The 24,400-nt window shown below is 61.1% G+C and carries 24 protein-coding genes; 12 read left to right on the top strand and 12 right to left on the bottom strand.

Features of this window, described 5'->3' with window-relative positions:
- Window positions 1-99: 99 nt before the first annotated feature.
- From RHP75_RS00925 to RHP75_RS00905, 5 genes are all read right to left on the bottom strand, one after another.
- A complete protein-coding gene (locus tag RHP75_RS00925) occupies window positions 100-1,191 on the bottom strand; it encodes a polyamine ABC transporter substrate-binding protein (protein WP_311090065.1) in 1,092 nt (363 codons plus the stop codon).
- A gap of 68 nt (window positions 1,192-1,259) precedes the next feature.
- The gene (locus RHP75_RS00920; RefSeq protein ID WP_311090064.1) at window positions 1,260-2,357 is read right to left on the bottom strand and encodes an extracellular solute-binding protein; all 1,098 of its coding nucleotides are present in this window, start codon (window positions 2,355-2,357) and stop codon (window positions 1,260-1,262) included.
- Between the two features lie 156 nt (window positions 2,358-2,513).
- Window positions 2,514-3,887, bottom strand: coding sequence for an aspartate aminotransferase family protein (locus RHP75_RS00915; protein ID WP_311090063.1), 1,374 nt, complete (start codon window positions 3,885-3,887; stop codon window positions 2,514-2,516).
- Window positions 3,888-3,984: 97 nt separating this feature from the next.
- Window positions 3,985-5,343, bottom strand: coding sequence for a glutamine synthetase family protein (locus tag RHP75_RS00910; RefSeq protein WP_108487209.1), 1,359 nt, complete (start codon window positions 5,341-5,343; stop codon window positions 3,985-3,987).
- A 43-nt stretch (window positions 5,344-5,386) separates the two neighbouring features.
- Complete coding sequence (locus RHP75_RS00905; RefSeq protein WP_311090062.1) at window positions 5,387-6,139, bottom strand: gamma-glutamyl-gamma-aminobutyrate hydrolase family protein; 753 nt, start codon at window positions 6,137-6,139, stop codon at window positions 5,387-5,389.
- Window positions 6,140-6,415: 276 nt separating this feature from the next.
- Between RHP75_RS00905 and RHP75_RS00900 the strand changes: the two genes are divergently transcribed.
- The gene (locus RHP75_RS00900) at window positions 6,416-7,792 is read left to right on the top strand and encodes a glutamine synthetase family protein (protein WP_160014096.1); all 1,377 of its coding nucleotides are present in this window, start codon (window positions 6,416-6,418) and stop codon (window positions 7,790-7,792) included.
- Between the two features lie 190 nt (window positions 7,793-7,982).
- Window positions 7,983-9,041 carry a polyamine ABC transporter substrate-binding protein gene (locus RHP75_RS00895; protein ID WP_311090061.1) on the top strand — a complete coding sequence of 353 codons (1,059 nt, stop codon included), beginning with the start codon at window positions 7,983-7,985 and terminating at the stop codon, window positions 9,039-9,041.
- Between the two features lie 61 nt (window positions 9,042-9,102).
- On the opposite strand, the gene RHP75_RS00890 is transcribed toward RHP75_RS00895, so the two are convergent.
- Complete coding sequence (locus RHP75_RS00890; RefSeq protein ID WP_311090060.1) at window positions 9,103-10,467, bottom strand: CYTH domain-containing protein; 1,365 nt, start codon at window positions 10,465-10,467, stop codon at window positions 9,103-9,105.
- A 112-nt stretch (window positions 10,468-10,579) separates the two neighbouring features.
- Here RHP75_RS00890 and RHP75_RS00885 point away from each other — a divergent pair, with 112 nt between their 5' ends.
- The 4 genes from RHP75_RS00885 to argA all read left to right on the top strand — a co-directional run bounded on the left by RHP75_RS00885 (window position 10,580) and on the right by argA (window position 15,212).
- Window positions 10,580-11,257, top strand: a complete 678-nt coding sequence (locus RHP75_RS00885) for a TIGR00153 family protein (protein ID WP_160014094.1) — start codon at window positions 10,580-10,582, stop codon at window positions 11,255-11,257.
- Between the two features lie 39 nt (window positions 11,258-11,296).
- Window positions 11,297-12,562, top strand: coding sequence for an inorganic phosphate transporter (locus RHP75_RS00880; RefSeq protein ID WP_311090059.1), 1,266 nt, complete (start codon window positions 11,297-11,299; stop codon window positions 12,560-12,562).
- A 69-nt stretch (window positions 12,563-12,631) separates the two neighbouring features.
- The gene (gene argE, locus RHP75_RS00875) at window positions 12,632-13,810 is read left to right on the top strand and encodes an acetylornithine deacetylase (protein WP_311090058.1); all 1,179 of its coding nucleotides are present in this window, start codon (window positions 12,632-12,634) and stop codon (window positions 13,808-13,810) included.
- Window positions 13,811-13,913: 103 nt separating this feature from the next.
- Complete coding sequence (gene argA / locus RHP75_RS00870) at window positions 13,914-15,212, top strand: amino-acid N-acetyltransferase (RefSeq protein ID WP_090254507.1); 1,299 nt, start codon at window positions 13,914-13,916, stop codon at window positions 15,210-15,212.
- Between the two features lie 30 nt (window positions 15,213-15,242).
- On the opposite strand, the gene RHP75_RS00865 is transcribed toward argA, so the two are convergent.
- The 3 genes from RHP75_RS00865 to trpB all read right to left on the bottom strand — a co-directional run bounded on the left by RHP75_RS00865 (window position 15,243) and on the right by trpB (window position 18,079).
- The gene (locus RHP75_RS00865; RefSeq protein ID WP_311090057.1) at window positions 15,243-15,875 is read right to left on the bottom strand and encodes a TetR/AcrR family transcriptional regulator; all 633 of its coding nucleotides are present in this window, start codon (window positions 15,873-15,875) and stop codon (window positions 15,243-15,245) included.
- Between the two features lie 180 nt (window positions 15,876-16,055).
- On the bottom strand, window positions 16,056-16,865 hold the full coding sequence (trpA, locus tag RHP75_RS00860; protein ID WP_311090056.1) for a tryptophan synthase subunit alpha: 810 nt from the start codon (window positions 16,863-16,865) through the stop codon (window positions 16,056-16,058).
- Window positions 16,865-18,079: a tryptophan synthase subunit beta gene (gene trpB, locus RHP75_RS00855; RefSeq protein ID WP_233685611.1), complete on the bottom strand. Its 1,215-nt coding sequence runs from the start codon at window positions 18,077-18,079 to the stop codon at window positions 16,865-16,867. The genes trpA and trpB overlap by 1 nt, the downstream gene beginning before the upstream one ends.
- A 135-nt stretch (window positions 18,080-18,214) precedes the next feature.
- Here trpB and RHP75_RS00850 point away from each other — a divergent pair, with 135 nt between their 5' ends.
- From RHP75_RS00850 to RHP75_RS00835, 4 genes are all read left to right on the top strand, one after another.
- Window positions 18,215-19,102 carry a LysR family transcriptional regulator gene (locus RHP75_RS00850; protein ID WP_311090055.1) on the top strand — a complete coding sequence of 296 codons (888 nt, stop codon included), beginning with the start codon at window positions 18,215-18,217 and terminating at the stop codon, window positions 19,100-19,102.
- A 67-nt stretch (window positions 19,103-19,169) separates the two neighbouring features.
- Window positions 19,170-19,385: a dodecin gene (locus RHP75_RS00845; protein ID WP_311090054.1), complete on the top strand. Its 216-nt coding sequence runs from the start codon at window positions 19,170-19,172 to the stop codon at window positions 19,383-19,385.
- 152 nt (window positions 19,386-19,537) lie between these two features.
- Entirely contained in the window at window positions 19,538-20,533 is a 996-nt protein-coding gene (locus tag RHP75_RS00840; RefSeq protein WP_311090053.1) for an LLM class flavin-dependent oxidoreductase, read from the top strand.
- 81 nt (window positions 20,534-20,614) lie between these two features.
- Entirely contained in the window at window positions 20,615-21,046 is a 432-nt protein-coding gene (locus RHP75_RS00835; protein ID WP_311090052.1) for an OsmC family protein, read from the top strand.
- A gap of 143 nt (window positions 21,047-21,189) precedes the next feature.
- Here RHP75_RS00835 and RHP75_RS00830 read toward each other — a convergent pair whose 3' ends face one another.
- Window positions 21,190-21,609 carry a hypothetical protein gene (locus tag RHP75_RS00830; RefSeq protein ID WP_311090051.1) on the bottom strand — a complete coding sequence of 140 codons (420 nt, stop codon included), beginning with the start codon at window positions 21,607-21,609 and terminating at the stop codon, window positions 21,190-21,192.
- Window positions 21,610-21,718: 109 nt separating this feature from the next.
- Here RHP75_RS00830 and RHP75_RS00825 point away from each other — a divergent pair, with 109 nt between their 5' ends.
- Entirely contained in the window at window positions 21,719-22,771 is a 1,053-nt protein-coding gene (locus RHP75_RS00825) for an aminopeptidase (RefSeq protein ID WP_311090050.1), read from the top strand.
- A 64-nt stretch (window positions 22,772-22,835) separates the two neighbouring features.
- The gene (locus RHP75_RS00820) at window positions 22,836-23,066 is read left to right on the top strand and encodes a DUF1161 domain-containing protein (RefSeq protein WP_090379109.1); all 231 of its coding nucleotides are present in this window, start codon (window positions 22,836-22,838) and stop codon (window positions 23,064-23,066) included.
- A 45-nt stretch (window positions 23,067-23,111) separates the two neighbouring features.
- Here RHP75_RS00820 and RHP75_RS00815 read toward each other — a convergent pair whose 3' ends face one another.
- Window positions 23,112-23,759, bottom strand: a complete 648-nt coding sequence (locus tag RHP75_RS00815) for an HAD family hydrolase (protein ID WP_311092010.1) — start codon at window positions 23,757-23,759, stop codon at window positions 23,112-23,114.
- 14 nt (window positions 23,760-23,773) lie between these two features.
- Entirely contained in the window at window positions 23,774-24,316 is a 543-nt protein-coding gene (locus tag RHP75_RS00810; protein WP_311090049.1) for a gamma carbonic anhydrase family protein, read from the bottom strand.
- Between the last annotated feature and the right edge of the window lie 84 nt (window positions 24,317-24,400).

Here is a 24,400-nt window from a genome sequence, read left to right as displayed (position 1 = left end):
CAAAAATTGGGTCACTGACCCGAATATAATCTGCCGCGCTTGGCGCAGCGGGCCGTACGGTCAGGGCAGGCCTGCCGTACGGGGTCTTTCAGTTTCCGCTTACTGGCCGGACTTGATCGTGGACCAGGCGCGCGTCATGGCACGCTGGATCTTCGGTGGCAATTCGGCGGAGATGTACAACCGGTCCAACACAGCCTGCGATGGATAAATCGAAGGATCGTTACGCACTTCCTGATCCATCAGCGCGCCCGCCTTGGGGTTTGGGTTGGCGTAGCCAACATAGTCGCTGACCGTGGCGATCACCGCCGGCTCAAGCAGGTAGTTGATGAAGGCGTGCGCTTCCTTGACGTTCTTCGCATCGGCCGGGATGGCCATCATGTCGAACCACAGGTTGGCGCCTTCCTTGGGAATGCTGTAGGCGATCTCGATGCCCTTGCCCGCTTCCTCAGCGCGTGCCGCCGCCTGGAATACGTCGCCGGAGTAGCCGAACGCTACGCAGATGTCGCCGTTGGCCAGGTCGCCGATGTACTTCGAGGAATGGAAGTAGGTGACGTAAGGACGCACGGCCATCAGCTTGGCCTCAGCCTTCTTGTAGTCCTCAGGATTAGTGCTGCGCGGGTCGAGGCCCATGTAGTTGAGGACGGAAGGGAACATCTCGTCGGGAGAGTCCATGAAGGCCACACCACAGGCGTTGAGCTTCTTCAGGTTCTCTGGCTCGAAGATCATGGCCCAGGAGTCGATCTCGTCGACACCGAGCACTTCCTTGATTTTGGCCACGTTGTAGCCAATACCGTTGGTGCCCCACAGGTACGGCACCGAATACAGGTTACCGGGATCGTTGACTTCCAGTTGCTTGAGCAGCACCGGGTCAAGGTTCTCCCAGTTCGGCAGCAGACTGCGGTCGAGCTTCTGGAACGCGCCCGCCTTGATCTGCTTGCCAAGGAAATGGTTGGACGGCACTACGATGTCGTAGCCAGAACGGCCCGCCAGCAGTTTGCCTTCCAGGGTTTCGTTGGAGTCAAACACGTCATACATGGCTTTTATGCCAGTAGCCTTCTGGAAATCGGCCAGGGTGGTTTCGCCGATATAGTCAGACCAGTTGTAGACATTGACCACAGGTTCAGCGGCTTGCACGGCGCTGATGCTGACGGCGGCGGCCAGCAGGCCAGCCAGAAGTGGAGTACGACGCATAGGAGCTTCCTTATTGTTGTGGGTGAATGCGGCGGAGCAACCCGCCGCACACCGTTAGGGCTATGGCATTACTGACCCGATTTGATCTTGGTCCAGCTGCGGTTCATTGCGCGTTGCGCGTTAGCTGGCAGATCCGGGAAGGTGTAGATCTTGGCCATGGTGGCCGCGTCCGGGTAAATGCCCGGGTCGTTACGCAGTGCTTCGTCAACCAGCGGGGTGGCCGCAGCGTTGCCGTTAGGGAACTGCACGAAGTTGGTGATGTTGGCCATGACTTCTGGCTTCATCAGGTAGTTGAGGAACACGTGAGCGGCTTCGACGTTTTTCGCATCGGCCGGGATGGCCATCATGTCGAAGAAGCTGCCAGCACCTTCTTTCGGGATGCTGTAGGAGATGTTCACGCCGTTCTTGGCTTCTTCAGCACGGGACTTGGACTGGTACAGGTCGCCCGAGTAGCCGATGGCCACACAGATGTTGCCGTTGGCCAGGTCGCCGATGTACTTGGAGCTGTGGAAGTAGGAAGTCGAGGAACGGATCGAGAGGAACAGTTCTTCAGCTTTCTTCAGCTCGCCGGAATCAGTGCTGTCCGACTTGAAGCCCAGGTAGTTCAGCGCAGCCGGGAGAATTTCGGTTGGCGAATCGAGGAAGGACACACCACAGTCTTTCAGCTTGGCGATGTTTTCTGGCTTGAATACCAGGTCCCAGGAATTGACCGGGGCGTCTTCGCCCAGTGCGGCCTTGACCTTGTCGACGTTGTAACCGATACCGATGGTGCCCCACATGTAGGGAATCGAGTACTGGCTACCCGGATCGCTTGGGTCGAGCGCCTTGAGCAGGTTCTTGTCGAGGTTTTCCCAGTTTGGCAGCTTGGACTTGTCCAGCTTCTGGAACACACCGGCCTTGATCTGCTTGGCCAGGAATGGGTTGGACGGTACCACGATGTCGTAACCGGAGCTGCCGGCCAGCAGTTTGGCTTCCAGGGTTTCGTTGCTGTCAAAGACGTCGTAGACGACCTTGATGCCGGTTTCCTTCTGGAAGTTGTCGAGGGTGTCTTCTGCGATGTAGTCGGACCAGTTGTAAACGTGCAGGACCTTGTCATCCGCGTGTGCGGCACTCACCACAGCCCCAGCAAGGGACAACGCGAGAAGGGTTTTGCCGAATTTTTTCATGCGTACAGCTCCTGTTGTTGTAGTCGTTTCCGGAAGATGCGCGTCATCTGCAGCACCTTCCGGTGAGCCTGACTTACGCATTGGCGCAGTCTGGCAAGGTCACCACCCGTTGACAACTTTCAGACGTAAGCATCTGAAACCAAAGGTTATTGAACCTTAAACCAGCACCTCTGCAGCAGTCAGGTCGAGGCATTTACGGGCCTTTTCAACCAGTTCGTCGATTTCCGCGTGGCTGATTACCAGCGGCGGCGAAATGATCATGGTGTCGCCTACGGCGCGCATGATCAGACCATTATTAAAGCAGTGACCGCGGCAGATCATGCCAACGCCCACATCTGCGCTGAAGCGCTTGCGGCTGGCCTTGTTCTGCACCAGCTCGATGGCGCCCAACATACCGACGCCGCGCACCTCACCCACCAGCGGGTGATCGGCCAGCTCACGCAAACGCTTTTGCAAATACGGTGCCGTTTCTGCTTTGACGCGCTCAACAATCTTTTCTTCGCGCAGAATGCGCAGGTTTTCCAGGGCCACCGCAGCAGCCACCGGATGCCCGGAATAGGTAAAGCCGTGGTTGAAATCACCGCCCTGATTGAGCACCTCGACGATATCGTCGCGCACGATCAGCCCACCCATGGGGATGTAGCCGCTGGTCAGGCCCTTGGCGATGGTCATCATGTGCGGGGTATTACCGAAGTAATCGCTACCGAACCACTCGCCGGTACGGCCGAAACCGCAGATCACCTCATCGGCAATAAACAGGATGTCGTACTTGGCGAGGATTTCACGGATACGCGGCCAGTAGCTGTCCGGCGGAATGATCACACCACCCGCGCCCTGGATCGGCTCGGCAATAAAGGCGGCGACATTCTCTTCGCCGACTTCGAGGATCTTCTGCTCCAGCTGGTCGGCGGCCCAGATGCCGAACGCTTCGGGGCTCATATCGCCGCCCTCACCGAACCAGTACGGCTGCGGGATGTGCACAATGCCCGGAATCGGCAGGTCGCCCTGCTCATGCATGTACTTCATGCCACCCAGGCTGGCGCCAGCCACGGTGGAGCCGTGGTAACCGTTAACCCGGCTGATGATCACCTTCTTGTTCGGCTGCCCCTTGATCGCCCAGTAATGGCGCACCATACGCAGCATGGTGTCGTTGCCTTCCGAACCCGAACCGGTGAAAAACACGTGGTTCATACCGGCCGGAGCCAGCTCGGAAATCGCCTTGGCCAGTTCCAGCGCGGGCGGCGTGGCGGTCTGAAAGAACATGTTGTAGTAGGGCAGTTCTTGCATCTGCTTGGCGGCGGCGTCTGCCAGTTCCTTGCGACCATAGCCGATCGCCACACACCAGAGCCCGGCCATGGCATCGAGGATCTTGTTGCCCTCGCTGTCCCACAGGTACACCCCGTCGGCCTTGGTAATGATGCGCGGCCCACTTTCCGCCAGCTGTTTGAAATCGCTGAACGGCGCGAGGTGGTGTTCGCGGCTCATGGCCTGCCACTCGCGGGTTTTCGGGTTGGTCACTTGACTGTTCATAACAACACCTTGATCACACAGGCTGCGTATTGCCGCAGCCCCAGAAAATTCTTGGCGGCGGCTGGCACAGGGATCGCCCGCACCAGCCGCCTGACGGTTACACCGACAGCAACAGGAACTCACGCTCCCAGGAACTGATGACCCGCTTGTAGTTCTCGTGCTCGGCGCGCTTCACCGCGACGTAGCCGCGCATGAACTTGTCGCCCAGGTACTTCTCCGCGTCCTTACAGGCTTCCATGCGCTCCAGGGCGTGCTCGATGGTGATCGGCAGGCGCAGGTTGCGACGCTCGTAGGCGCGACCTTTGACCGGCGCGCTCGGTTTGAAGTCGCCGACCATGCCCATGTAGCCGCACAGCAGTGAAGCCGCCAACACCAGGTAAGGGTTGGCATCGGCACCGGCCAGGCGGTTTTCCACGCGGCGGTTCTGCGGCGTAGCTTCCGGCACGCGCAGGCCCACAGTACGGTTCTCTTCGCCCCACTCGACGTTCACCGGCGCCGAGGTATCCGGCAGGAAGCGGCGGAACGAGTTGACGTTCGGCGCAAACAGCGGCAACAGCTCGGGGATGTACTTCTGCAGGCCACCGATGTGCAGCATGAACAGTTCGCTCATGCTGCCATCCGGGTTGGAGAACAGGTTCTTGCCGGTTTTGATGTCAACCACGCTCTGGTGGATGTGCATCGCGCTGCCCGGCTGATCGGTGATCGGCTTGGCCATAAAGGTGGCGGCCACATCGTGCTTGAGCGCCGCTTCACGCATGGTGCGCTTGAACACGGTGATCTGGTCGGCCAGGTGCAGGGCTTCGCCATGACGGAAGTTGATTTCCATCTGCGCCGGACCGTCCTCGTGGATCAGCGTATCGAGGTCCAGGCCCTGGATTTCGCACCAGTCGTACACGTCTTCAAACAGCGGATCGAATTCGTTGGCCGCATCAATGGAGAACGACTGACGGCCCACTTCCGGACGACCGGAACGACCCATCGGGGCGACCAGCGGGAAATCCGGGTCGCTGTTGCGCTTGGTCAGGTAGAACTCCATTTCCGGTGCGACGATTGGCTTCCAGCCCTTGTCTGCGTAGAGCTTGAGCACATTCTTGAGAATGTTGCGCGGCGACAGCTCAATCGGGTTGCCCTGCTTGTCGAAGGTGTCGTGGATCACCATCGCAGTCGGCTCAATGGCCCAGGGCACGAGGAATACGGCGTTCTCGTCCGGGCGGCAGAACATATCGATGTCCGCTTCGTCGAGCAGGTCGTAATAGATGTCGTCCTCGACGTAGTCGCCGGTTACGGTCTGCAGCAGCACACTCTCGGGGAGGCGCATGCCCTTCTCGTCGAGGAACTTGTTGGTCGGCGAAATCTTGCCACGGGCAATGCCGGTAAGATCGCTGATCAGGCATTCAACTTCGGTGATTTTGCGTTCTTTCAGCCAGCTCGAAAGCTGGTCTAGTTTGGTACTCATAGAGACCTCAGGGTTGGTGAGAGCCGACCTATATATAGTCGGCTCAGCGTTGCCCCGCCTTCTTCCTGCAAGCCTCACCAAAGGCCTGGAAGATGGCGAGATAATTCGGGTTGGATCGTACCTGCCATTCAGGGTGCCATTGCACCCCCAATGCGAAGCTTTTGGCACCTTCGACGGAGAAGGCTTCGATCAACCCGTCAGGCGCCAGTGCTTCTACGCGAAGGCCCGGCGCCAGACGCTGAACGCCCTGGCCATGAATGGAATTGACTTGAATCTCCTCCGGCAAGCCGATGCCGGCGAGCAGCCCGCCCGGCTGCACATGCAGCGCGTGACGCAGGCCATATTGCTGTTCTGCGGGCAGGTCACTCGGCTCGCGGTGATCCATAAGCCCAGCAACCTCGTGTACACGCTGGTGCAGCGCGCCACCGAAAGCCACATTCATCTCCTGAAAGCCGCGGCAAATGCCGAGCACCGGGATACCGGCGGCAATTGCTGCTTTAATCAAGGGAAGAGTTGTACTGTCACGCGCCGGGTCATGGGCGGTGCCGGGTTCGCTGGCATCGCCAGCATAGTGGTGTGGTTCAACGTTGGATGGCGAGCCGGTAAACACCAGGCCATCGAGGTGCTGCAACAGGTAAGCCTGATCAAGCTGCTCGCCCAGTGCGGGAATGATCACTGGCATACCGCCAACCACCTGAACGATGGCCTGCAAGTATTTATCGCCTGCGGTGTGGTAGATGTTGTGCCCGATCTGCTTGGTGCAGGCACTAACGCCGATAATCGGCTGGCGCGACATGAGACACCCGTTTTATTGCTGTTATGGGTTTCGACCGAGCTTAGCCTTGTTCATTTTTTTTCACAATAGTCATGTAAAAAATTGAACACACCCGACTGAGCACCCCGGCGGACAAGGCTTTGAGCAGGGCTGCATTGCCCTGTAATGCCCTAAAACTGGCCACCGAGCCCCCTTTTGGGGCAAAATGCGCCTCTCTTGACAGCATCTGGTGTTTAAGATTGACTCACACCCGTGCAGTTGCATGATTGATATTTTTAACAAAAAAGGTGTTGCATCATGTCGGTACCCCCGCGTGCCGTTCAGCTTAATGAAGCGAACGCGTTCCTTAAGAAACATCCTGAGGTCCTGTTCGTCGACCTTCTGATCGCAGATATGAATGGTGTGGTGCGCGGCAAGCGTATCGAGCGTGCGAGCCTGCATAAGGTTTACGAACGCGGCATTAATCTCCCGGCTTCTCTGTTCGCCCTGGATATCAACGGCTCGACGGTGGAAAGCACCGGCCTGGGTCTGGATATCGGCGACGCCGACCGCGTCTGCTTTCCCATCCCCAACACCCTGAGCAATGAGCCATGGCAGAAGCGCCCAACCGCGCAACTGCTGATGACCATGCATGAAATGGAAGGCGAGCCGTTCTTTGCCGACCCACGGGAAGTGTTGCGCCAGGTGGTTACGAAGTTCGACGAACTGGGCCTTACCATCTGTGCCGCCTTTGAAATCGAGTTCTACCTGATCGACCAGGCCAACGTGAACGGCCGTCCACAGCCGCCGCTGTCGCCGCTGTCGGGCAAGCGTCCGCAATCGACCCAGGTGTACCTGATCGACGACCTCGACGAATACGCCGAGTGCCTGCAGGACATCCTCGAAGGCGCCAAAGAGCAGGGCATCCCGGCCGACGCCATCGTCAAGGAAAGCGCCCCGGCGCAATTCGAGGTCAACCTGCACCACGTCGCTGACCCGATCAAAGCCTGCGACCACGCGCTACTGCTCAAGCGCCTGATCAAGAACATCGCCTACGACCATGAGATGGACACTACCTTCATGGCCAAGCCCTACCCCAACCAGGCGGGTAACGGGTTGCACGTGCATATCTCGATCCTCGACAAGCAGGGCAACAACATCTTCGCCTGCGACGACCCGGTACAGAATGACGCCCTGCGCCACGCCATCGGCGGCGTGCTGGAAACCATGCCGGCCTCGATGGCCTTCCTCTGCCCGAACGTCAACTCCTACCGCCGTTTCGGTGCTCAGTACTACGTACCGAATTCGCCGTGCTGGGGCATCGACAACCGCACCGTAGCGCTGCGCGTACCGAATGACACAGCCGATGCCGTGCGCATCGAGCACCGTGTTGCCGGCGCCGATGCCAACCCTTACCTGTTGATGTCGGCAGTACTGGCGGGCGTGCACCATGGCCTGACCAACAAGATCGAGCCAAGCGCACCGGTGGAAGGCAACTCCTACGAGCAGAACGAACAGAGCCTGCCGAACAACCTGCGTGATGCTCTGCGCGAGCTGGACGACAGTGAAGTGCTGGCCCGTTATATCGACCCGAAATACATCGATATCTTCGTCGCCTGCAAGGAAAGCGAGCTGGCCGAGTTTGAAAACTCGATCTCCGACCTCGAATACAACTGGTACTTGCACACGGTTTGATGCAACACCCAACGCCGGCCTTTGAGCCGGCGTTTTTTATGGTCTGCCATCCATGGCAGCCACCTTGCGGGCCATTTTTATTCCGCGCGTTGCGCAGCACCTGCCCTTTGAGTCACGCCTCGGTGTGATGACGGATTACCTGCGCCGCGAACTTCTGCTGACGCGACATCAACCTACTCAGGAGATATCCATGCCTCGCCTGTTTGCCTCACTGCTGCTTGCCCTGACGCCGCTGCTGGCCAGCGCCGAAGAGGTGATTCGCGTCTACAACTGGAACGACTACATCGCCCCGCAGGTGCTCAAGGACTTCGAGGCAGAAACCGGCATCCGTGTGGAATACCACACCTTCAGCACCGCCGAAGAACTGGAAACGGTACTGGCCAGCGGTGAAGCCATCGATGTTGCCGTGCCGTCGCACGATACCCTGCCGGCGATGATCAAAAACGGCACCCTGCAACCGCTGGATTTCAACCTGCTACCCAACCGCAAGCATCTCGACAAGCAGCTGCTCAGCACTCTGGTCGCCCTCGACCCGGCCAACCGCCATGCCTTGCCCTACCTGTGGGGCGCAGTCGGCCTGGCGATCAACACGCCGCAGGCCGAAGCAGCCTTTGGCGGCCCGCTGCCCAATAGCTGGAGCCTGCTGTTCGATGCCGAGCAAAGCTCACGCCTGGCCAGTTGCGGCATCAGCGTACTGGACGCTCCAGACGAGACCCTGACCCTGCTGCTCAATTACCAGGGTCGCAGCCTGGCCCGCAGCGCACCAAGCCGCATCGAGCGTTCCAGCCGTGTGCTGGATGGCCTGCGGCCGAATCTGCGCTATGTCGACAGCGAGCGCTATATCGACGATCTCAATCAAGGCAAGCTGTGCGTGGCCATGGCCTGGGTCGGTGATGCCCTGGCCGCTGCCGATGCGGGTCAGCCCGTACGTTTCCTGGTGCCGGATGAAGGCTCGATCCTGTTTATCGACAACCTGGTGATTCCCAGCAGCGCCAAGCGCGTCGACCTGGCCCACCGCTTTATCGATTACCTGATGCAGCCCAAGGTCGCCGCACTGATCACTGCCGAAACCCTGTACCCCAGCGGCAACGCCGATTCCCGCGAGTTTCTCGACGAAGCCCTGCGCAACCAGCCCGACCTCTACCCGGACCGCGACACCAAGCGCCGCCTGCACCCGCTGGAAACCCTGCCAGAAAAGCACAGTGCTACCCGCGATGCCGTATGGGCGCGCTTTCGGGATGGCAGTTGAGAGATGAGAGAGGAGCCCGGTGTAGCCGGGCTCCTGCAACAAGCCTACAGCGCAGCGGCAGTTACTTGACCAGCTGACGCCAGGCTTTCAGCGAACCGATGGTCAATAGCTGTGCCTTGCGCGCAGCCAGCACTTCAGGGTCGATGGGCTGATTGGCCAGTTCTGCCAGCTTGTTCAGTTCACCGTACAGGCGGTCGACCTCGGGCACCTCCAGCACCTCACGGGCCAGGTGCAGCCAGACCAACAGGCGCTCGATACGCGGCAGCTGTTCGGCGAGGTCTTCCGGCTGCTGCTGATAACGACGCAGTTGCAAGGCAGCGCCTTCTTCGGCAACCAGCGTCGGCAACCAGTTGCCCAGCGGCGCGGCGCCCTGACGATTACCACGGTTGTTGCGCTCCACCGTCCAGCTGCGGGCCAACAGCCAGCGCGACAGGTTCAGCGAAAACAGGCCCCAACGATTGCCCTGCAGTTCTGCTGCGAACAACGCCGGGGCGTTCTTGCGCAGGCTGTCATCGTCCTGACCGGCCAGCACGCGCGGGCGCCATTCCAGCAGCAAGGCATCCAGCAACTCACGCAAGGCATGACTGCTGGCACGCGGCGCGGCCTGGCCCAGGCTGCTGAGCAGCGCGCGCAAGCCGATCAGCTGCTCCAGCCACTCGACCAGCAAGCGCCAATGCCCATTGAAGCGGTACTGCTCGGCCAGGCGCTGGCTGCTGCCCAGCAGATGCCAGCCCAATGCCGCGACGCTGTCATCCAGGCTGGTTTCCGCACTCAGACTCGGTGCCGGCAGGTTCAGACTGTAGCTGCCGGCATCGAACAGGCGATAACCGCGCTCGGCCTTGCTGATATCGCAGGGCATCAGCGCCAGGTCGGCAGCCAGCTCGGCGGCCAGTTCCAGCAGCGCCTCAGGCTCACCCTGACGCAGTTCCAGTTCCAGTTCGCAGATTTCTTCTTCGCCTTCGCCGGCAATCACCTTGCCTAGATCCAGCGCCGCCTCGATCACCACCTTGGCTTTGCCACGGCCCCAGGCGATTTCCGCCTTCTCACGGATAAAGTCGGTGGTGAAAATCGGCACCAGCTGCTTCTTGTCCAGCTCGGCCAGCGCCGCCGGCCAGCAGCTGTCATCGAGTTTTTTCAGGTCCAGCTTGGCCTTGGCCAGGTTCCAGTCCCACTCATTGCGCTCGGACAAACCGGCCACGCTCTGCCCACGGGTTTTCAGGGTCTGGATAAACTGCTCGCCATCGCGGCGCACACGCAGGGCCACTTTGGCCGCAGCCAGGTCACGTTCGGGCGTATCGAAGTACTGATTGAACAGTTCGCGCTGCTCCCAACCACTCTTGTTGCGCTTCTTCAGCAACGGGTGATCACGCAGGGCGGCCAGGGTTGCACGGCTAACCCGCAGTTTGATTTCGGTTTCTTTGTTCATGATGGTGGGGATCAACGCCTACTATGAAATTGTGACAGTCCGATTACCTGCGCTGGCGAGCCTGCGGACTGATCCGTATACTTGCCGCCTTCTTAACGCCGGGGTTCACCCTATGCCAGTCAATCCATTTGCCAGCCTGTTTGGCCGCTCACCGATTGGGCCGATGCAAAAACACTTTGCCAAAGCCCACGAGTGCGCAGCCAATCTGGTGCCCTTCTTCGAAGCCGTGATGGTGGAAGATTGGGCCAAGGTGGAACAGGTACAACAGGAAATGGCCAGCCTCGAACATGAGGCCGACAAGCTCAAGAAAAGTGTGCGTTTGCACCTACCCAAGAGCCTGTTCCTGCCCGTACCGCGCTCGGATCTGCTTGAGCTGCTGAGTGTACAGGACAAAGTCGCCAACCGCGCCAAGGACATCGCCGGCCTGATGCTTGGCCGCGAAATGGCTATTCCACAGGCTCTGCAGCCACTGATGCGCGCCTTTGTGCAACGCACCGTGGATGCCAGCGCCCAAGCGCTGAAAGCCATGAACGAACTCGACGAGCTGCTGGAAACCGGCTTCGGTGGCCGTGAAGCGGCGCTGGTCGAATCCATGGTCATGGAGCTGGAACAGATCGAACGCGACACCGACAAGATGCAAATCGAAGTGCGTCGTGCGCTGTTCAAACTGGAGAAGGACCTTCCCGCTGTCGATGTGATGTTCCTCTACAAGATCATCGAATGGATCGGCGACGTAGCCGATCGTGCCGAACGTGTCGGCAACCGACTGGAACAACTGCTGGCGCGCTAAGCGCCAGTGTCCTTTCTGGAATCTACGGATTAATTATTTATGTCTCTGATTGCGGACTACGGCCTCGTATTGCTGCTGCTTGCCTGTCTCTTTGGTTTTTTCATGGCCTGGGGCGTGGGCGCCAATGACGTGGCCAACGCCATGGGTACCTCGGTGGGCTCCAAAGCCCTGACCATCAAACAGGCGATCCTGATCGCCATGGTCTTCGAGTTCGCTGGCGCCTATCTGGCCGGTGGCGAAGTCACCGAAACCATCAAGAGCGGCATCGTCGATGCCTCGATGATCACCCCAGACCTGATGGTGCTGGGCATGATGTCGGCCCTGCTGGCAGCCGGTACCTGGCTGTTGGTGGCATCAACCAAAGGCTGGCCGGTATCTACCACCCACTCCATCGTCGGCGCGGTCATCGGCTTTGCCGCCGTTGGCGTGTCCATGGATGCGGTGAACTGGGCCGGCGTTGGCCCGATCGTCGCCAGCTGGGTGGTTTCCCCCGTGCTGTCCGGCATCGTCGCCTTCGGCCTGTTTGTCAGCGTGCAGAAGCTGATCATCGACACCGACAACCCCTTCCTCAACGCCAAGCGCTTCGTGCCGCTGTATATGTTTGCCACCGGTTTTATGGTCAGCATCATGACCCTGACCAAAGGCCTCAAGCATATCGGCCTGAACCTATCCGCCACTGAAGGCTTCTTCCTGTCACTGGGTGTTGGCGGCCTGGTTATGCTGCTCGGCATCGTCCTGCTCAGCCGCATCAAGATCGATGTCGAAGCGGACAAGGACTTCCACTACGCCAGCGTGGAGAAGGTCTTCGCCGTACTGATGATCTTCACCGCTTGCGCCATGGCCTTCGCCCACGGCTCCAACGACGTGGCCAACGCCGTCGGCCCACTGGCAGCGATTGTCGGGGTGATCCAGTCCGGCGGTGAAATGGCCGTTGGCGCCAAGTCGGCCGTGCCTGGTTGGGTATTGCTGCTCGGCGCGGTGGGTATCGTCATCGGCCTGGCCACTTACGGCTACAAGGTGATCGCCACCATCGGCAAGGAAATCACCGAGCTGACCCCAAGCCGTGGTTTCGCCGCCGAACTGGCCACCGCCACCACCGTGGTCGGTGCTTCGGCCATCGGCCTGCCGGTGTCCACCACCCACACCCTGGTCGGTGCGGTGCTCGGTGTCGGCCTGGCCCGCGGTATTGGCGCGTTGAACCTGGGCGTGATCGGCAAGATCTTCATGTCCTGGCTGATCACCCTGCCCGTAGGTGCTGCCCTGTCGATTCTGTTCTTCTACATCCTGCGCGGCGTTTTCCTCTAAACACCCGCTGCACGGTTTTATCTGCGCAGGCGATGGCCCTATGATGGGCCTCGCTTGCGGAGATGACCGATGCCCCTGCCTTCCCTCAAAGACCAGTTTGCTGCCCTGATTGCTGCCCCGTCGGTGAGCTGCACCCAGGCGCATTGGGATCAGTCCAACCGCGCGGTGATCGAACTGCTGTCTAGCTGGCTCGGCGACCTCGGTTTCGCCTGCGACGTGCAGCAAGTCGCCCCAGGCAAATTCAACCTGCTGGCCAGCTATGGCAGTGGCCCCGGCGGTCTGGTGCTGGCCGGACACAGTGACACCGTGCCGTTCGACGCCGCGCTGTGGCAGACCGATCCGCTCAAGCTCAGCGAAGTCGATGGCCGCTGGGTGGGCCTCGGCAGTTGCGACATGAAGGGATTTTTCGCCCTGATCATCGAAGCGGTGCAACCCTTGCTGACGCAGCGTTTCCAGCAGCCGCTGCTAATTCTCGCCACCTGCGATGAAGAAAGCTCGATGTCCGGCGCCCGCGCCCTGGCGCAAGCCGGACAGCCACTGGGCCGCGCGGCGGTGATCGGCGAGCCGACCGGCCTCAAGCCCATCCGCCTGCACAAGGGCATCATGATGGAGCGCATCGATATTCTCGGGCAAAGTGGCCACAGCTCCGACCCGAGCCTCGGCCACAGCGCCCTGGAAGCCATGCAGGACGTGATGCTTGAGCTACGTGGCCTGCGCGCGCAATGGCAGCGCGAGTACCACAACCCACAATTCAGCGTGCCCACGCCGACCCTGAACTTCGGCTGCATCCACGGCGGTGACAACCCCAACCGTATCTGCGGCCAGTGCTCACTGGAGTTCGACCTGCGCCCGTTGCCGGGCATGCAGCCGGAAGCCCTGCGCGCGGCCATTCGCCAGAAGCTGCAGCCGCTGGCCGAACAGCATCAGGTGAAGATTGACTTCGCCCCACTGTTCCCCAGCGTGCCGCCCTTCGAGCAAGACGCCGCCAGTGAACTGGTGCGCATTGCCGAGCGTCTGACCGGACACAGCGCCACAGCGGTAGCATTTGCCACCGAAGCGCCTTATCTTCAGCAGCTTGGCTGCGAAACCCTGGTACTCGGACCTGGCGATATCGACTGCGCCCACCAGCCTGGCGAGTACCTGGAAATGTCACGTTTGCAGCCTACTGTGCGTCTGCTGCAACAGCTGATCGAACATTACTGCCTACAAGCCAAACAACCTGAGTCATCCGGAGGAGAGAACGCGTGAAGCTGCCCCAACTGCGACGATAAAACCGCTGCTCTCGGCTGCCGCCTGGCGCGACCTTGCGCCCTTCCCATGCGCTCCGTATTCGACACAGGTTCTTCAAGCAATGCACGACCACGTCAACTGGCTCCGCCACGCTTCGCCCTATATCAATGCCCACCGCGACTGCACCTTTGTGGTAATGCTGCCGGGCGAGGGCGTTGCCCACCCGAATTTCGGCAATATCGTTCACGACCTGGTGCTGCTGCACAGCCTCGGCGTACGCCTGGTGCTGGTGCATGGCTCGCGCCCACAGATCGAGGCGCGCCTGGCCAACAACGGCCTGACTCCACGCTTTCACCGTGACCTGCGGATCACCGACAGCCCGACCCTGGAATGCGTGATCGATGCCGTCGGCCAGCTGCGCATCGCCATCGAAGCACGCCTGTCGATGGACATGGCGCGCTCGCCGATGCAGGGCTCACGCCTGCGCATCACCAGCGGCAACTTCGTCACTGCGCGGCCGATTGGCGTGGTCGATGGCGTCGACTATCACCACACCGGCGAAGTGCGGCGCATCGACCGCAAAGGCATCAATCGCCAGCTGGATGAGCGCAGCATCGTGCTGCTGTCGCCACTGGGTTACTCACCGACCGGTGAGATCTTCAACCTCGCCTGCGAAGACGTCGCCACCCGCGCCGCCATCGACCTGGACGCCGACAAGCTGCTGCTGTTCGGCGCCGAGTGCGGCCTGCTCGACGAAGCCGGCAAACTGGTGCGTGAACTGCGCCCGCAGCAGGTGCCCGCGCACTTGCTGCGCCTGGGCAGCAGCTACCAAGCTGAACTGCTGGATGCCGCCGCCGAGGCCTGCAAGGCCGGGGTACGCCGCAGCCATATCGTCAGTTATGCCGAAGACGGTGCGCTGCTTAGCGAGCTGTTTACTCGCACCGGCAACGGCACCCTAGTGGCCCAGGAGCAGTTCGAATCGCTGCGCGAAGCGACCATCGAGGATGTTGGCGGGCTGATGGAACTGATCACCCCGCTGGAAGACCAGGGCATTCTGGTGCGCCGCTCGCGCGAGGTGCTGGAGCGCGAGATCGAGCAGTTCAGCATTGTCGAACGTGAAGGGCTGATCATCGCCTGCGCCGCGCTGTACCAGATTGCCGACTCGGATTTCGGTGAACTGGCCTGCCTGGCGGTCAACCCGGCCTACCGTCACGGTGGCCGCGGTGACGAGCTGCTCGAACGCATCGAGGAACGCGCCCGCGCCCAGGGTCTGAAGACCCTCTTCGTACTTACCACGCGCACGGCCCACTGGTTCCGCGAACGCGGCTTTATGCCCAGCAGTGTCGACCGCCTGCCAGCTGCGCGCGCCTCGCTGTACAACTACCAGCGCAACTCGCAGGTATTTGAAAAGGCGCTCTGAACGAGCGGTGGTGGAAATTGAAAAGGGCGCTTATAGCGCCCTTTTTGGTAGATGGGGTGGCAGATAGAGACTGAGATAGGCATCGAACACCCGCATGCCTTCCTCGGCCATGCGCGGGGTGATTGCGCCGTGCAGTTGCACCGAGCGGGCATAGACGCGGTCGCCCAGCTCCATGGCCAGGGCGAACACATCGACATCCTCCGGCAGCTGCGGCAACGGGAAGTGGTGATCGAACAACTGCTGCATCAACTGGCCCAGCTCGATATCGTGCTGACGGTCCGCCTGGGTGACTTCGGCCAGGCCGTGCTGCGCCAAAATCAACTGGCGCGCGGCGGCATCGGCGGCATAGATCGCCAGCATGCGCTGCTCCACTAAACGCGACAGGTCACGCCAGTCGCGCAGTTGCGCATGTTCAATCGGCTCCTGCAGGCAGGCGCGAAACGCGCTGTGAATGTCTGCCGTCAGCCCTTCCAGTAAGGCGGGCACACTGGCGAAGAAGTGGTACACCGAGGACGGCGGAATCTGCGCGCGCTCAGCCACGCTGTAGATCGACAGGCTGGCCACACCATGCTCGGCCAGCAACTCACGGGCAGCGGCCAGAATGCCGGCGATGCGGCTCTGGCTACTGGCGCGAGGTTTGCGAGCGATGGGCGGACGTGACATGGCGAGACTCTAGGGCAAGGGGTGGGCTATTGGACGCCAGGCAGCGGCCCACTCGCAAGTTTCTCGGTCATGTAGGGTGGATCGGGGCGTGTAACGCGTAGGGTGGATAACGCTTTTTCATCCACCGATGCAGCGGTGGATGGGTGGAGTGTCCGCTAGGAACTCCGCCCACCCCAGGACTCAGGCGCGCGCGCCGCGCACGCCCTCAGCCAACGCCGCACATAGGCTCAGCACACCGTCTACGGCCTGCTCGTGGCTGCTGGCGTTGGCGATCTGGTCAATCAGCGCCGAGCCAACCACCACGCCTTCGGCCAGACGCGCGATGGTCGCCGCATGTTCCGGAGTGCGGATGCCGAAACCGATGCACAGCGGCAGGTCAGTGTGACGACGCAGACGGGTGACGGCCTGCTCGACGTGATCCAGGGTGGCCGAACCGGCACCGGTCACACCGGCAACCGAGACGTAGTAGACGAAGCCGGAGCTGCCGTTGAGCACCTTGGGCAGGCGTTTGTCGTCGGTGGTCGGGGTGGTCAGGCGGATGAAGTCCAGCCCCGCCGCCTGAGCAGGATCACACAGGTCAGCGTTATGCTCGGGCGGCAGATCGACGACGATCAGGCCATCGACACCGGCTTCTTTGGCCTCGGCAATAAAGCGTTCAACGCCGTACTTGTGGATCGGGTTGAAGTAGCCCATCAGCACCAGCGGCGTCACCTGCTCGCCTTCGCGGAACGCGCGAACCATCTGCAGGGTTTTCGCCAGGTCCTGACCGCCTTCCAGCGCGCGGATATTCGCCAGTTGGATCGCCGGGCCATCGGCCATCGGATCGGTAAACGGCATGCCGAGCTCGATCACATCAGCGCCAGCGGCAGGCAGGCCCTTGAGGATCGCCAGGGAGGCGTCGTAGTTCGGGTCGCCGGCGGTGACGAAAGTCACCAGGGCGGCGCGGTTCTGCTGTTTCAGCTCGGCAAAGCGGGTTTGCAGGCGGCTCATCAGTGGTTCTCCTGCACAGTGTTTTCCATGTGGTGCATAACGGTCTGCATGTCCTTGTCGCCACGCCCGGACAGGTTAATCACCATCAGGTGCTCCTTGGGCAGAGTGGGCGCGCGTTTGAAGGCTTCGGCCAGGGCATGGGCACTTTCCAGGGCCGGGATGATGCCCTCCTGGCGGCAGCAGGTATGGAACGCAGCCAGGGCTTCGTCGTCGGTCACCGAGGTGTATTCAACCCGGCCAACGTCGTGCAACCAGGCGTGTTCCGGGCCGATGCCGGGGTAGTCCAGGCCGGCAGAAATCGAGTGGGCGTCGATGATCTGGCCATCGTCGTTCTGCAGCAGGAAGGTGCGGTTGCCGTGCAGCACGCCCGGTACGCCGCCATTCAGGCTGGCGGCGTGCTTGCCGGTTTCGATGCCGTAACCGGCCGCTTCGACGCCGACGATCTGTACATCTTTATCGTCGAGGAACGGGTGGAACAGGCCGATGGCGTTGGAGCCGCCACCGATGCAGGCCACCAGGCTGTCGGGCAGACGGCCTTCCTGGGCGAGGATCTGCTCGCGGGTTTCCTTGCCGATCACCGCCTGGAAGTCGCGCACCATCGCCGGGTACGGGTGCGGGCCGGCCACGGTGCCGATCATGTAGAAGGTGTTGTGCACGTTGGTCACCCAGTCGCGCAGCGCTTCGTTCATCGCATCCTTGAGCGTGCCGGTGCCGGCGACGACCGGAATTACGGTGGCGCCCAGCAGCTTCATGCGGAACACGTTGGCCTGCTGGCGATCGATGTCGGTGGTGCCCATAAAGATCACGCATTCCATGCCGAAACGCGCCGCCACGGTGGCGGTGGCCACGCCGTGCATGCCGGCGCCGGTCTCAGCGATGATGCGTTTCTTGCCCATGCGCTTGGCCAGCAGGGCCTGGCCGATGCAGTTGTTGATCTTGTGCGCGCCGGTGTGATTGAGCTCTTCACGCTTGAAGTAGATCTTCGCGCCACCGCACATCTCGGTCAGGCGCTCGGCGAAATACAGCGGGCTCGGACGGCCGACGAAATCACGCTGGAAGTAGGCCAGTTCCTTCTGGAACTCGGGGTCGAGCTTGGCCTTTTCGTACTCTTCTGCCAGGTCGTGGATCAGCGGCATCAGGGTTTCGGCAACATATTGGCCGCCGAACGAGCCGAACAGGCCGTTGGCGTCAGGGCCAGCGCGGAAGGAAGTCATGGCGTTCTCCTCAGAAAATTCGGGTGCGTTTGGCGGACAGTGATGCCCGCTTCTACGGCAATGGGCACAGGATAAAGCTGTGGCGCGCGCGGCAAAAGCGATAAGATCGCCACAACCTGTCAGGAAAACTCACATATGAGCCACGACCTTCCACCGCTTAACGCCTTGCGCGCCTTCGAAGCAGCCGCCCGCTTGAACAGCGTCAGCCAGGCGGCCAACGAACTGCATGTCACTCATGGCGCGGTCAGCCGCCAGGTGCGCAGCCTGGAAGAGCACCTGGGTGTAGCGCTGTTCAGCAAGGAGGGTCGCGGCCTTAAACTCACAGATGCCGGCATTCGCCTGCGCGATGTCAGCGCCGAACTGTTCAACCGTCTGCGCAGCACCTGCGCCGAGCTGCAGCAGGGTCAGGCCGATGCGCCATTTGTCCTGGCCTGCCCGGGCAGCCTGCTGGCGCGCTGGTTTATCCCGCGCCTGGACCGGCTCAACCGCGAGCTGCCGGAACTACGCCTGCAACTGTCCGCCAGCGAAGGTGAACTGGACCCACGACGCAGTGGTGTGGATGCCACGCTGTGGTTCGCCGAACCGCCGTGGCCGGCGGATATGCAGGTGTTCGAGCTGGCCGCCGAGCGCATCGGCCCGGTGCTCAGCCCGCGTTATGCGCAGTTCGCCGCATTGCATCAGGCTCCCGCCGCAGCGCTGCTCGGCGAACCCTTGCTGCACACCAGCTCGCGCCCACAAGCATGGCCCAGCTGGGCCGCCAGCAACGGGCTGGATGCCAGCGCGCTAAAGCTCGGCCAGGGCTTTGAACATCTGTATTACCTGCTGGAAGCCGCCGCAGCCGGCCTGGGCGTGGCCATCGCGCCGCAGCAACTGGTGGCCGACGACCTGGCCGCTGGTCGCCTGGTCGCGCCCTGGGGCTTTGTCGAAACCTCGGCACGCCTGGCCCTGTGGGTGCCGGCGCGACGCCTGGATAAACGCGCGCAGCTGTTGGCCACCTGGCTACGTCACGAGTTGCAAGGCTGAATCGGCAGTCAGGCAGAACTGCGGCGACTCAACTAGCGTTGAATCATCAACCAGTGGAGAACGCCCCATGTCCGATCATCACACCTACAAGAAAATCGAAATCGTCGGTTCCTCGAAAGTCAGCATCGAGGACGCCATCGAAAATGCCCTGGCCGAATGTGCCAAGTCGGTACGCAATATGGACTGGTTCGAGGTGGTGGAAACCCGCGGGCATATCGTAAATGGTAAGGTCGGCCACTATCAGGTCACTTTGAAGATCGGCTTCCGCCTGAGCGATAGCTGAGCCCAAACGCTGCGGTCATGCCTGAACATGGCCGCGGGTCTTCCCGCCCGACGCGCCGTGCCCCTTGGAATCCGCAGAACAAGCCCCACTATCTAACTCAGGTATTGGCGCTTTGTGGCGCCCCAACACACGGATAAACCACAGGCGGCCCGATGAGCGCACTCGCACAGAGCAAATTCTCCACCCTGGACCTCGCCCCGATTCGCGATGACGGCAACGCCGCCCAGGCCCTGCACAACTCCCTGGCCCTGGCGCAGCATGTCGAGCGCCTGGGCTTCGAGCGTTTCTGGGTGGCCGAACACCACAACATGGACGGCATCGCCAGCTCGGCCACTGCCGTGCTGCTGGGGTATCTGGCCGCCGGCACGTCGAAGATTCGCCTGGGCTCTGGCGGGGTGATGCTGCCTAACCACGCGCCACTGGTAATTGCCGAGCAGTTCGGCACCCTGGCCACGCTCTATCCTGGGCGCATTGAATTGGGTCTGGGCCGCGCGCCAGGGGCCGATCACTTCACCGCCCAGGCGTTGCGCCGCGACCGGATTGGCAGCGCTGATGACTTCCCAGCGGATGTTGAGGAGTTACAACGCTATCTCGGCCCACGCACGCCGGATCAGCGGGTAATAGCCATGCCCGGCAGCGACACCAATGTGCCAATCTGGCTGCTCGGCTCCAGCCTGTTCAGCGCCCAACTGGCGGGCGAAAAGGGCCTGCCTTACGCCTTCGCCTCGCACTTCGCGCCGCGCTTTATGCATGAGGCGATTCGCGTCTACCGTAATCACTTCAAGCCCTCTGAGGTGCTCGACAAACCCTATGTGATGCTCGGCGTACCGCTGATTGCCGCCGACAGCGATGAGCAGGCTGAATATCTGGCCACCTCGGCCTATCAGCGCATCCTCGCGCTGATTCGTGGCCAGAGCCTGGTGCAGAGACCGCCCGTTACCAGCATGCAGGGCTTGTGGTTGCCGCATGAAAAAGAAGCAGTGAGCAGCTTCCTCGGCATGGCGATGATCGGCGGCCCGGACAAGGTGCGCGCACGCCTGGAAGTGCTACTGGAACAGACCGGTGCCGATGAACTGATTTTCACCTGCGACCTGTACGACTTTGCCGACCGACTGCATGCATTCGAGCTGGTCGCGCAACTGCGTTAACCGACTGGCGGGACTTATTTTCCGAACTTGTGCCACCTCAGCCTGCTCTCAACCTGGTAACCCATGCACTGGAGAACTCGGATGAAGAAGACAGCATCAGCCCACTGGCAAGGTGGCATCAAGGACGGCAAAGGTACGATCTCGACCCAGAGCGGCGCCCTGAAAAGCGCGCCCTATGGTTTCAACACCCGCTTCGAAGATCAGCCGGGCACCAACCCGGAAGAGCTGCTTGGCGCCGCTCACGCCGGCTGCTTTTCCATGGCACTGTCAAAGGAGCTAGGCGAAGCCGGAATGACCGCTGAGAGTATCGACACACAAGCGGAAGTCACCCTGGACAAAGCCGACGGCGGTTTTTCCATCACCGCCGTGCATCTGACACTCAAGGCGCGCATCCCCGGCGCCGACCGCGCGGCCTTCGAGAAAGCCGTAGAAACCGCCAAAAATGGCTGTCCGGTGTCCAAGGTGCTGAACGCCGAGATCACCCTGGAAGCGGTGCTCGATAGCAGCCTCTAATTCAGAACCTGCTCACGATCTAGCGAGCTAGAGCACTGCAAGGCAAAAACAGGCGAGGAAGCGGAGTGTACTGTTGTACATGAGCATTCCGAGCCTGTTTTTAACGCAGCAGGGCCAACGCGCAGCAGATCGTGGGCAGGTTCTTAGAAGGTGCCGCAGCGCAGTACCTTACCGCGCGCCAGCACGTTGCGCTGCGCATCGTAGAGCCAGGCCTGCGCTTTCATCTGCATGGGTCTGGCTTCCAATCGATAGCGCTGGCCAGCCACGAAGTTGTCGTAGCGCACGCGAATTTCGCAGGTCACCTGACGCGGCTCATAGGCGCCATCCAGGCCACCGCCGCCGTTCACCTCGAACTGAAAGCGCGCCTGCAGCTCATGAGCACCAGCAGGCACCTGAAAGTAACGGCCATCGTTGAGGCGCTGGCCATCAAGTCGATTGGCCATCAGCAGGGTGCCGGCATTACTGCGCAGGTCCACCCAGGCTTGGCTCGGATCAGGCGCAGGCACGGGAGAGGCGCAGGCGCTGAGCACCAGCACACCGCCAAGCAAAGCCAGGTAACGCATGGGACACCTCCATAAATCGCAACGACAGTTAGCCTACGCCGATCCCGTGCTGGAGGCAGCAGCGCCGATGCGCTAGCGTGACAGCCTGTTTACTCACGGGTACTGATCCATGTTCGACGCTCTGCTCTGGCGCTGGGTTCCGCTGGCCGCTGCGCTGCTGTTGAACGGCTGCAGCACCCTGGACTACTACAGCCACCTGGCCGGCGGGCAACTGCACCTGCTGCAGGCCCGCGAGCCTGTTGCCGAGCTGCTGGAGAACCCGACGGCCGACCCCGAACTCAAGCAACGCCTGGCACGTGCTCAACAGGCGCGGGATTTCGCCAGCGCCCAGCTGAGCCTGCCCGATAATGACAGCTACCGCCTGTACGCCGATATCCAGCGGCCGTTTGTGGTGTGGAATGTGTTTGCCACCGCGGAATTTTCCCTATCGCCCGAGCTGCACTGTTTTCCCATCGCCGGTTGCGTAGCCTATCGTGGCTTTTACAGCCAGGGCCGGGCGCGTGGTTCGGCAGCACTGCTGAAACAGCAGGGCCTGGATACCTACCTGGACGGTGTCGAGGCCTATTCGACCCTGGGCTGGTTCGATGACCCGATTCTCAACACTATGCTGCGCTGGAGCGATGAACGCCTGGTGGCGGTGATCTTCCACGAACTGGCGCACCAGCAGCTGTATGTGGCCAACGACACCGCGTTCAACGAGTCCTTCGCCAGCTTTGTCGAGCGCGAGGGCCTACGCCAATGGCGCGCCAAGCATGGGCTGCCGCCCAGCGACCCGCAGGGCGAACAGCAGCGCGAGCAATTTATCGCCCTGGTGCTGGCCAGCCGAACACGCCTGCAGCAGCTCTACGCCAGTGATCTGCCGCCCACGCAGATGCGCACCGACAAGCAGGCCGAAATCGCCCGTCTGCGCGCCGAATACCATGCGCTAAGCGCCCGCGAGTGGGGCGGCAATGGCCGTTACGACGACTGGATCAACGCGCCGATCAACAACGCCAAGCTGTTGCCGTTTGGCCTCTATGATCAATGGGTGCCGGCCTTCGCCGCACTGTTCGAGCAAGCTGAGCGCGACTGGTCGCGTTTCTATCGACGCGTCGCCGCCTTGGGCGAGTTGCCCGAGCGCGAACGACAACAAGCGCTGGCCGACTTATCTGCGGGCTCTTAGAACTTACGTACCTAAACCCCACTCCAAGATTGGTAATTTCTGTTCACGCAAAAGGAACGATGCAATGAACAAATTCACCCTGGCCGTGCTGCTTGGTCTATTCAGCACCAGCCTACTGGCCGCACCCAAGCCCTGCGAAGAGCTGCGTGCGGAGATTGAAGTGAAAATCCAGGCCGCCGGCGTTGCCAGCTACACCCTGGAAATCGTGCCCAACGAAGACGCCCAAGACCCCAATATGGTGGTCGGCAGCTGCGACGGCGGCACCAAAAAGATCATCTACCAGAAAAACGGCTAATCCTCGGTGGCGGGTTGCCTGCTCCTGGCAACTCGCTTACGACACCTAACGCACAAACGCCTGGTGTAACTCGGCCAGGCTGTGGAAGTGATAGGTCGGCGCCTCAGCCTGCAATTCGGCCAGACTGCCAAAGCCATAGCCCACTGCGGCTGCATCCAGGCCATTGCGCCGCGCGCCGATCAGGTCGTGCTTGCGATCGCCGATCATCAGCGTACTCTCGGCCGCTAATTGCTCTTTTTCCAGCAGGTGGGCGATCAGCTCAACCTTGTCGGTGCGCGTGCCGTCCAGCTCGCTGCCGTAAATCACCTTGAAGTGCTGGGCAAAGCCAAAGTGCCGGGCGATCTGCTCGGCAAATACCGTCGGTTTGCTGGTGGCGATATACAGCGTGCGCTGCTGGTTCTGCAGCAGCTGCAACAGCTCACCCACGCCGTCGAATAGCTGGTTTTCATAAAGTCCCACCTCACGGAAACGCTCGCGATAGTGGTTCACCGCCTGCCAGGCCGTGGCCTCATCGAACTGATAGGTCTGCATAAAACACTGCAGCAGCGGCGGGCCGATAAAGTGTTCAAGCGCCTGCAGATCAGGCTCATCAATGCCCAGTTTGGCCAGCGCATGCTGCACCGAGCGGGTAATCCCCTCACGCGGGTCGGTCAGGGTGCCATCAAGGTCAAACAGGATATTCGAGTAATGCAAAGCCGCTTGAGTCATCAGCTGCCGTAACCTTCCATCAGATGTTGATCCTTCAGCCGTACGTAGTTGTCGGCGCTATAGCGGAAGTAGCTGCGCTCCTTCTCGCTCAGTTCGCGGGCTTGCTTGGCCGGGCTGCCGACGTACAGGTAGCCGCTTTGCAGATGGCTGCCCGGCGGCACCAGGCTACCAGCGCCGAGCATCACTTCGTCATCGATTACCACGCCATCCATGATGATGCTGCCCATGCCGATCAGCACCCGGTTGCCGATGTTGCAGCCGTGCAGGGTGACGTTATGGCCGATGGTCACATCGTCGCCAATATTCAGCGGGTAGCCGCGCGGGTTGAAGGGCCCGGCATGGGTAATGTGCAGCACGCTGCCGTCCTGAATGCTGCTGCGTTCGCCAATGCGGATGCTGTGCATGTCGCCACGGATCACCACCAGCGGCCAGACCGAGCTGTCCGCGCCGATTTCCACATCGCCGAGCACCACGGCCGAGGCATCGACAAAGGCCCGCGGGCCGAGCAAGGGGGTGAACTGTTGATAAGTACGAATCGCCACGATAGAAACCTCTTAGGCTGCGTCTGACCTTGATTGTAATTAAGATGGCACCCATGTTCAGGACATGCGCGCTGTTTTGTAGCG

This window comes from Pseudomonas sp. SG20056 (genome assembly GCF_031764535.1).
Lineage (GTDB): Bacteria > Pseudomonadota > Gammaproteobacteria > Pseudomonadales > Pseudomonadaceae > Aquipseudomonas.
Note: the sequence above shows the minus strand (reverse complement) of the source record. Positions and strands in the feature narration are given on the sequence as shown.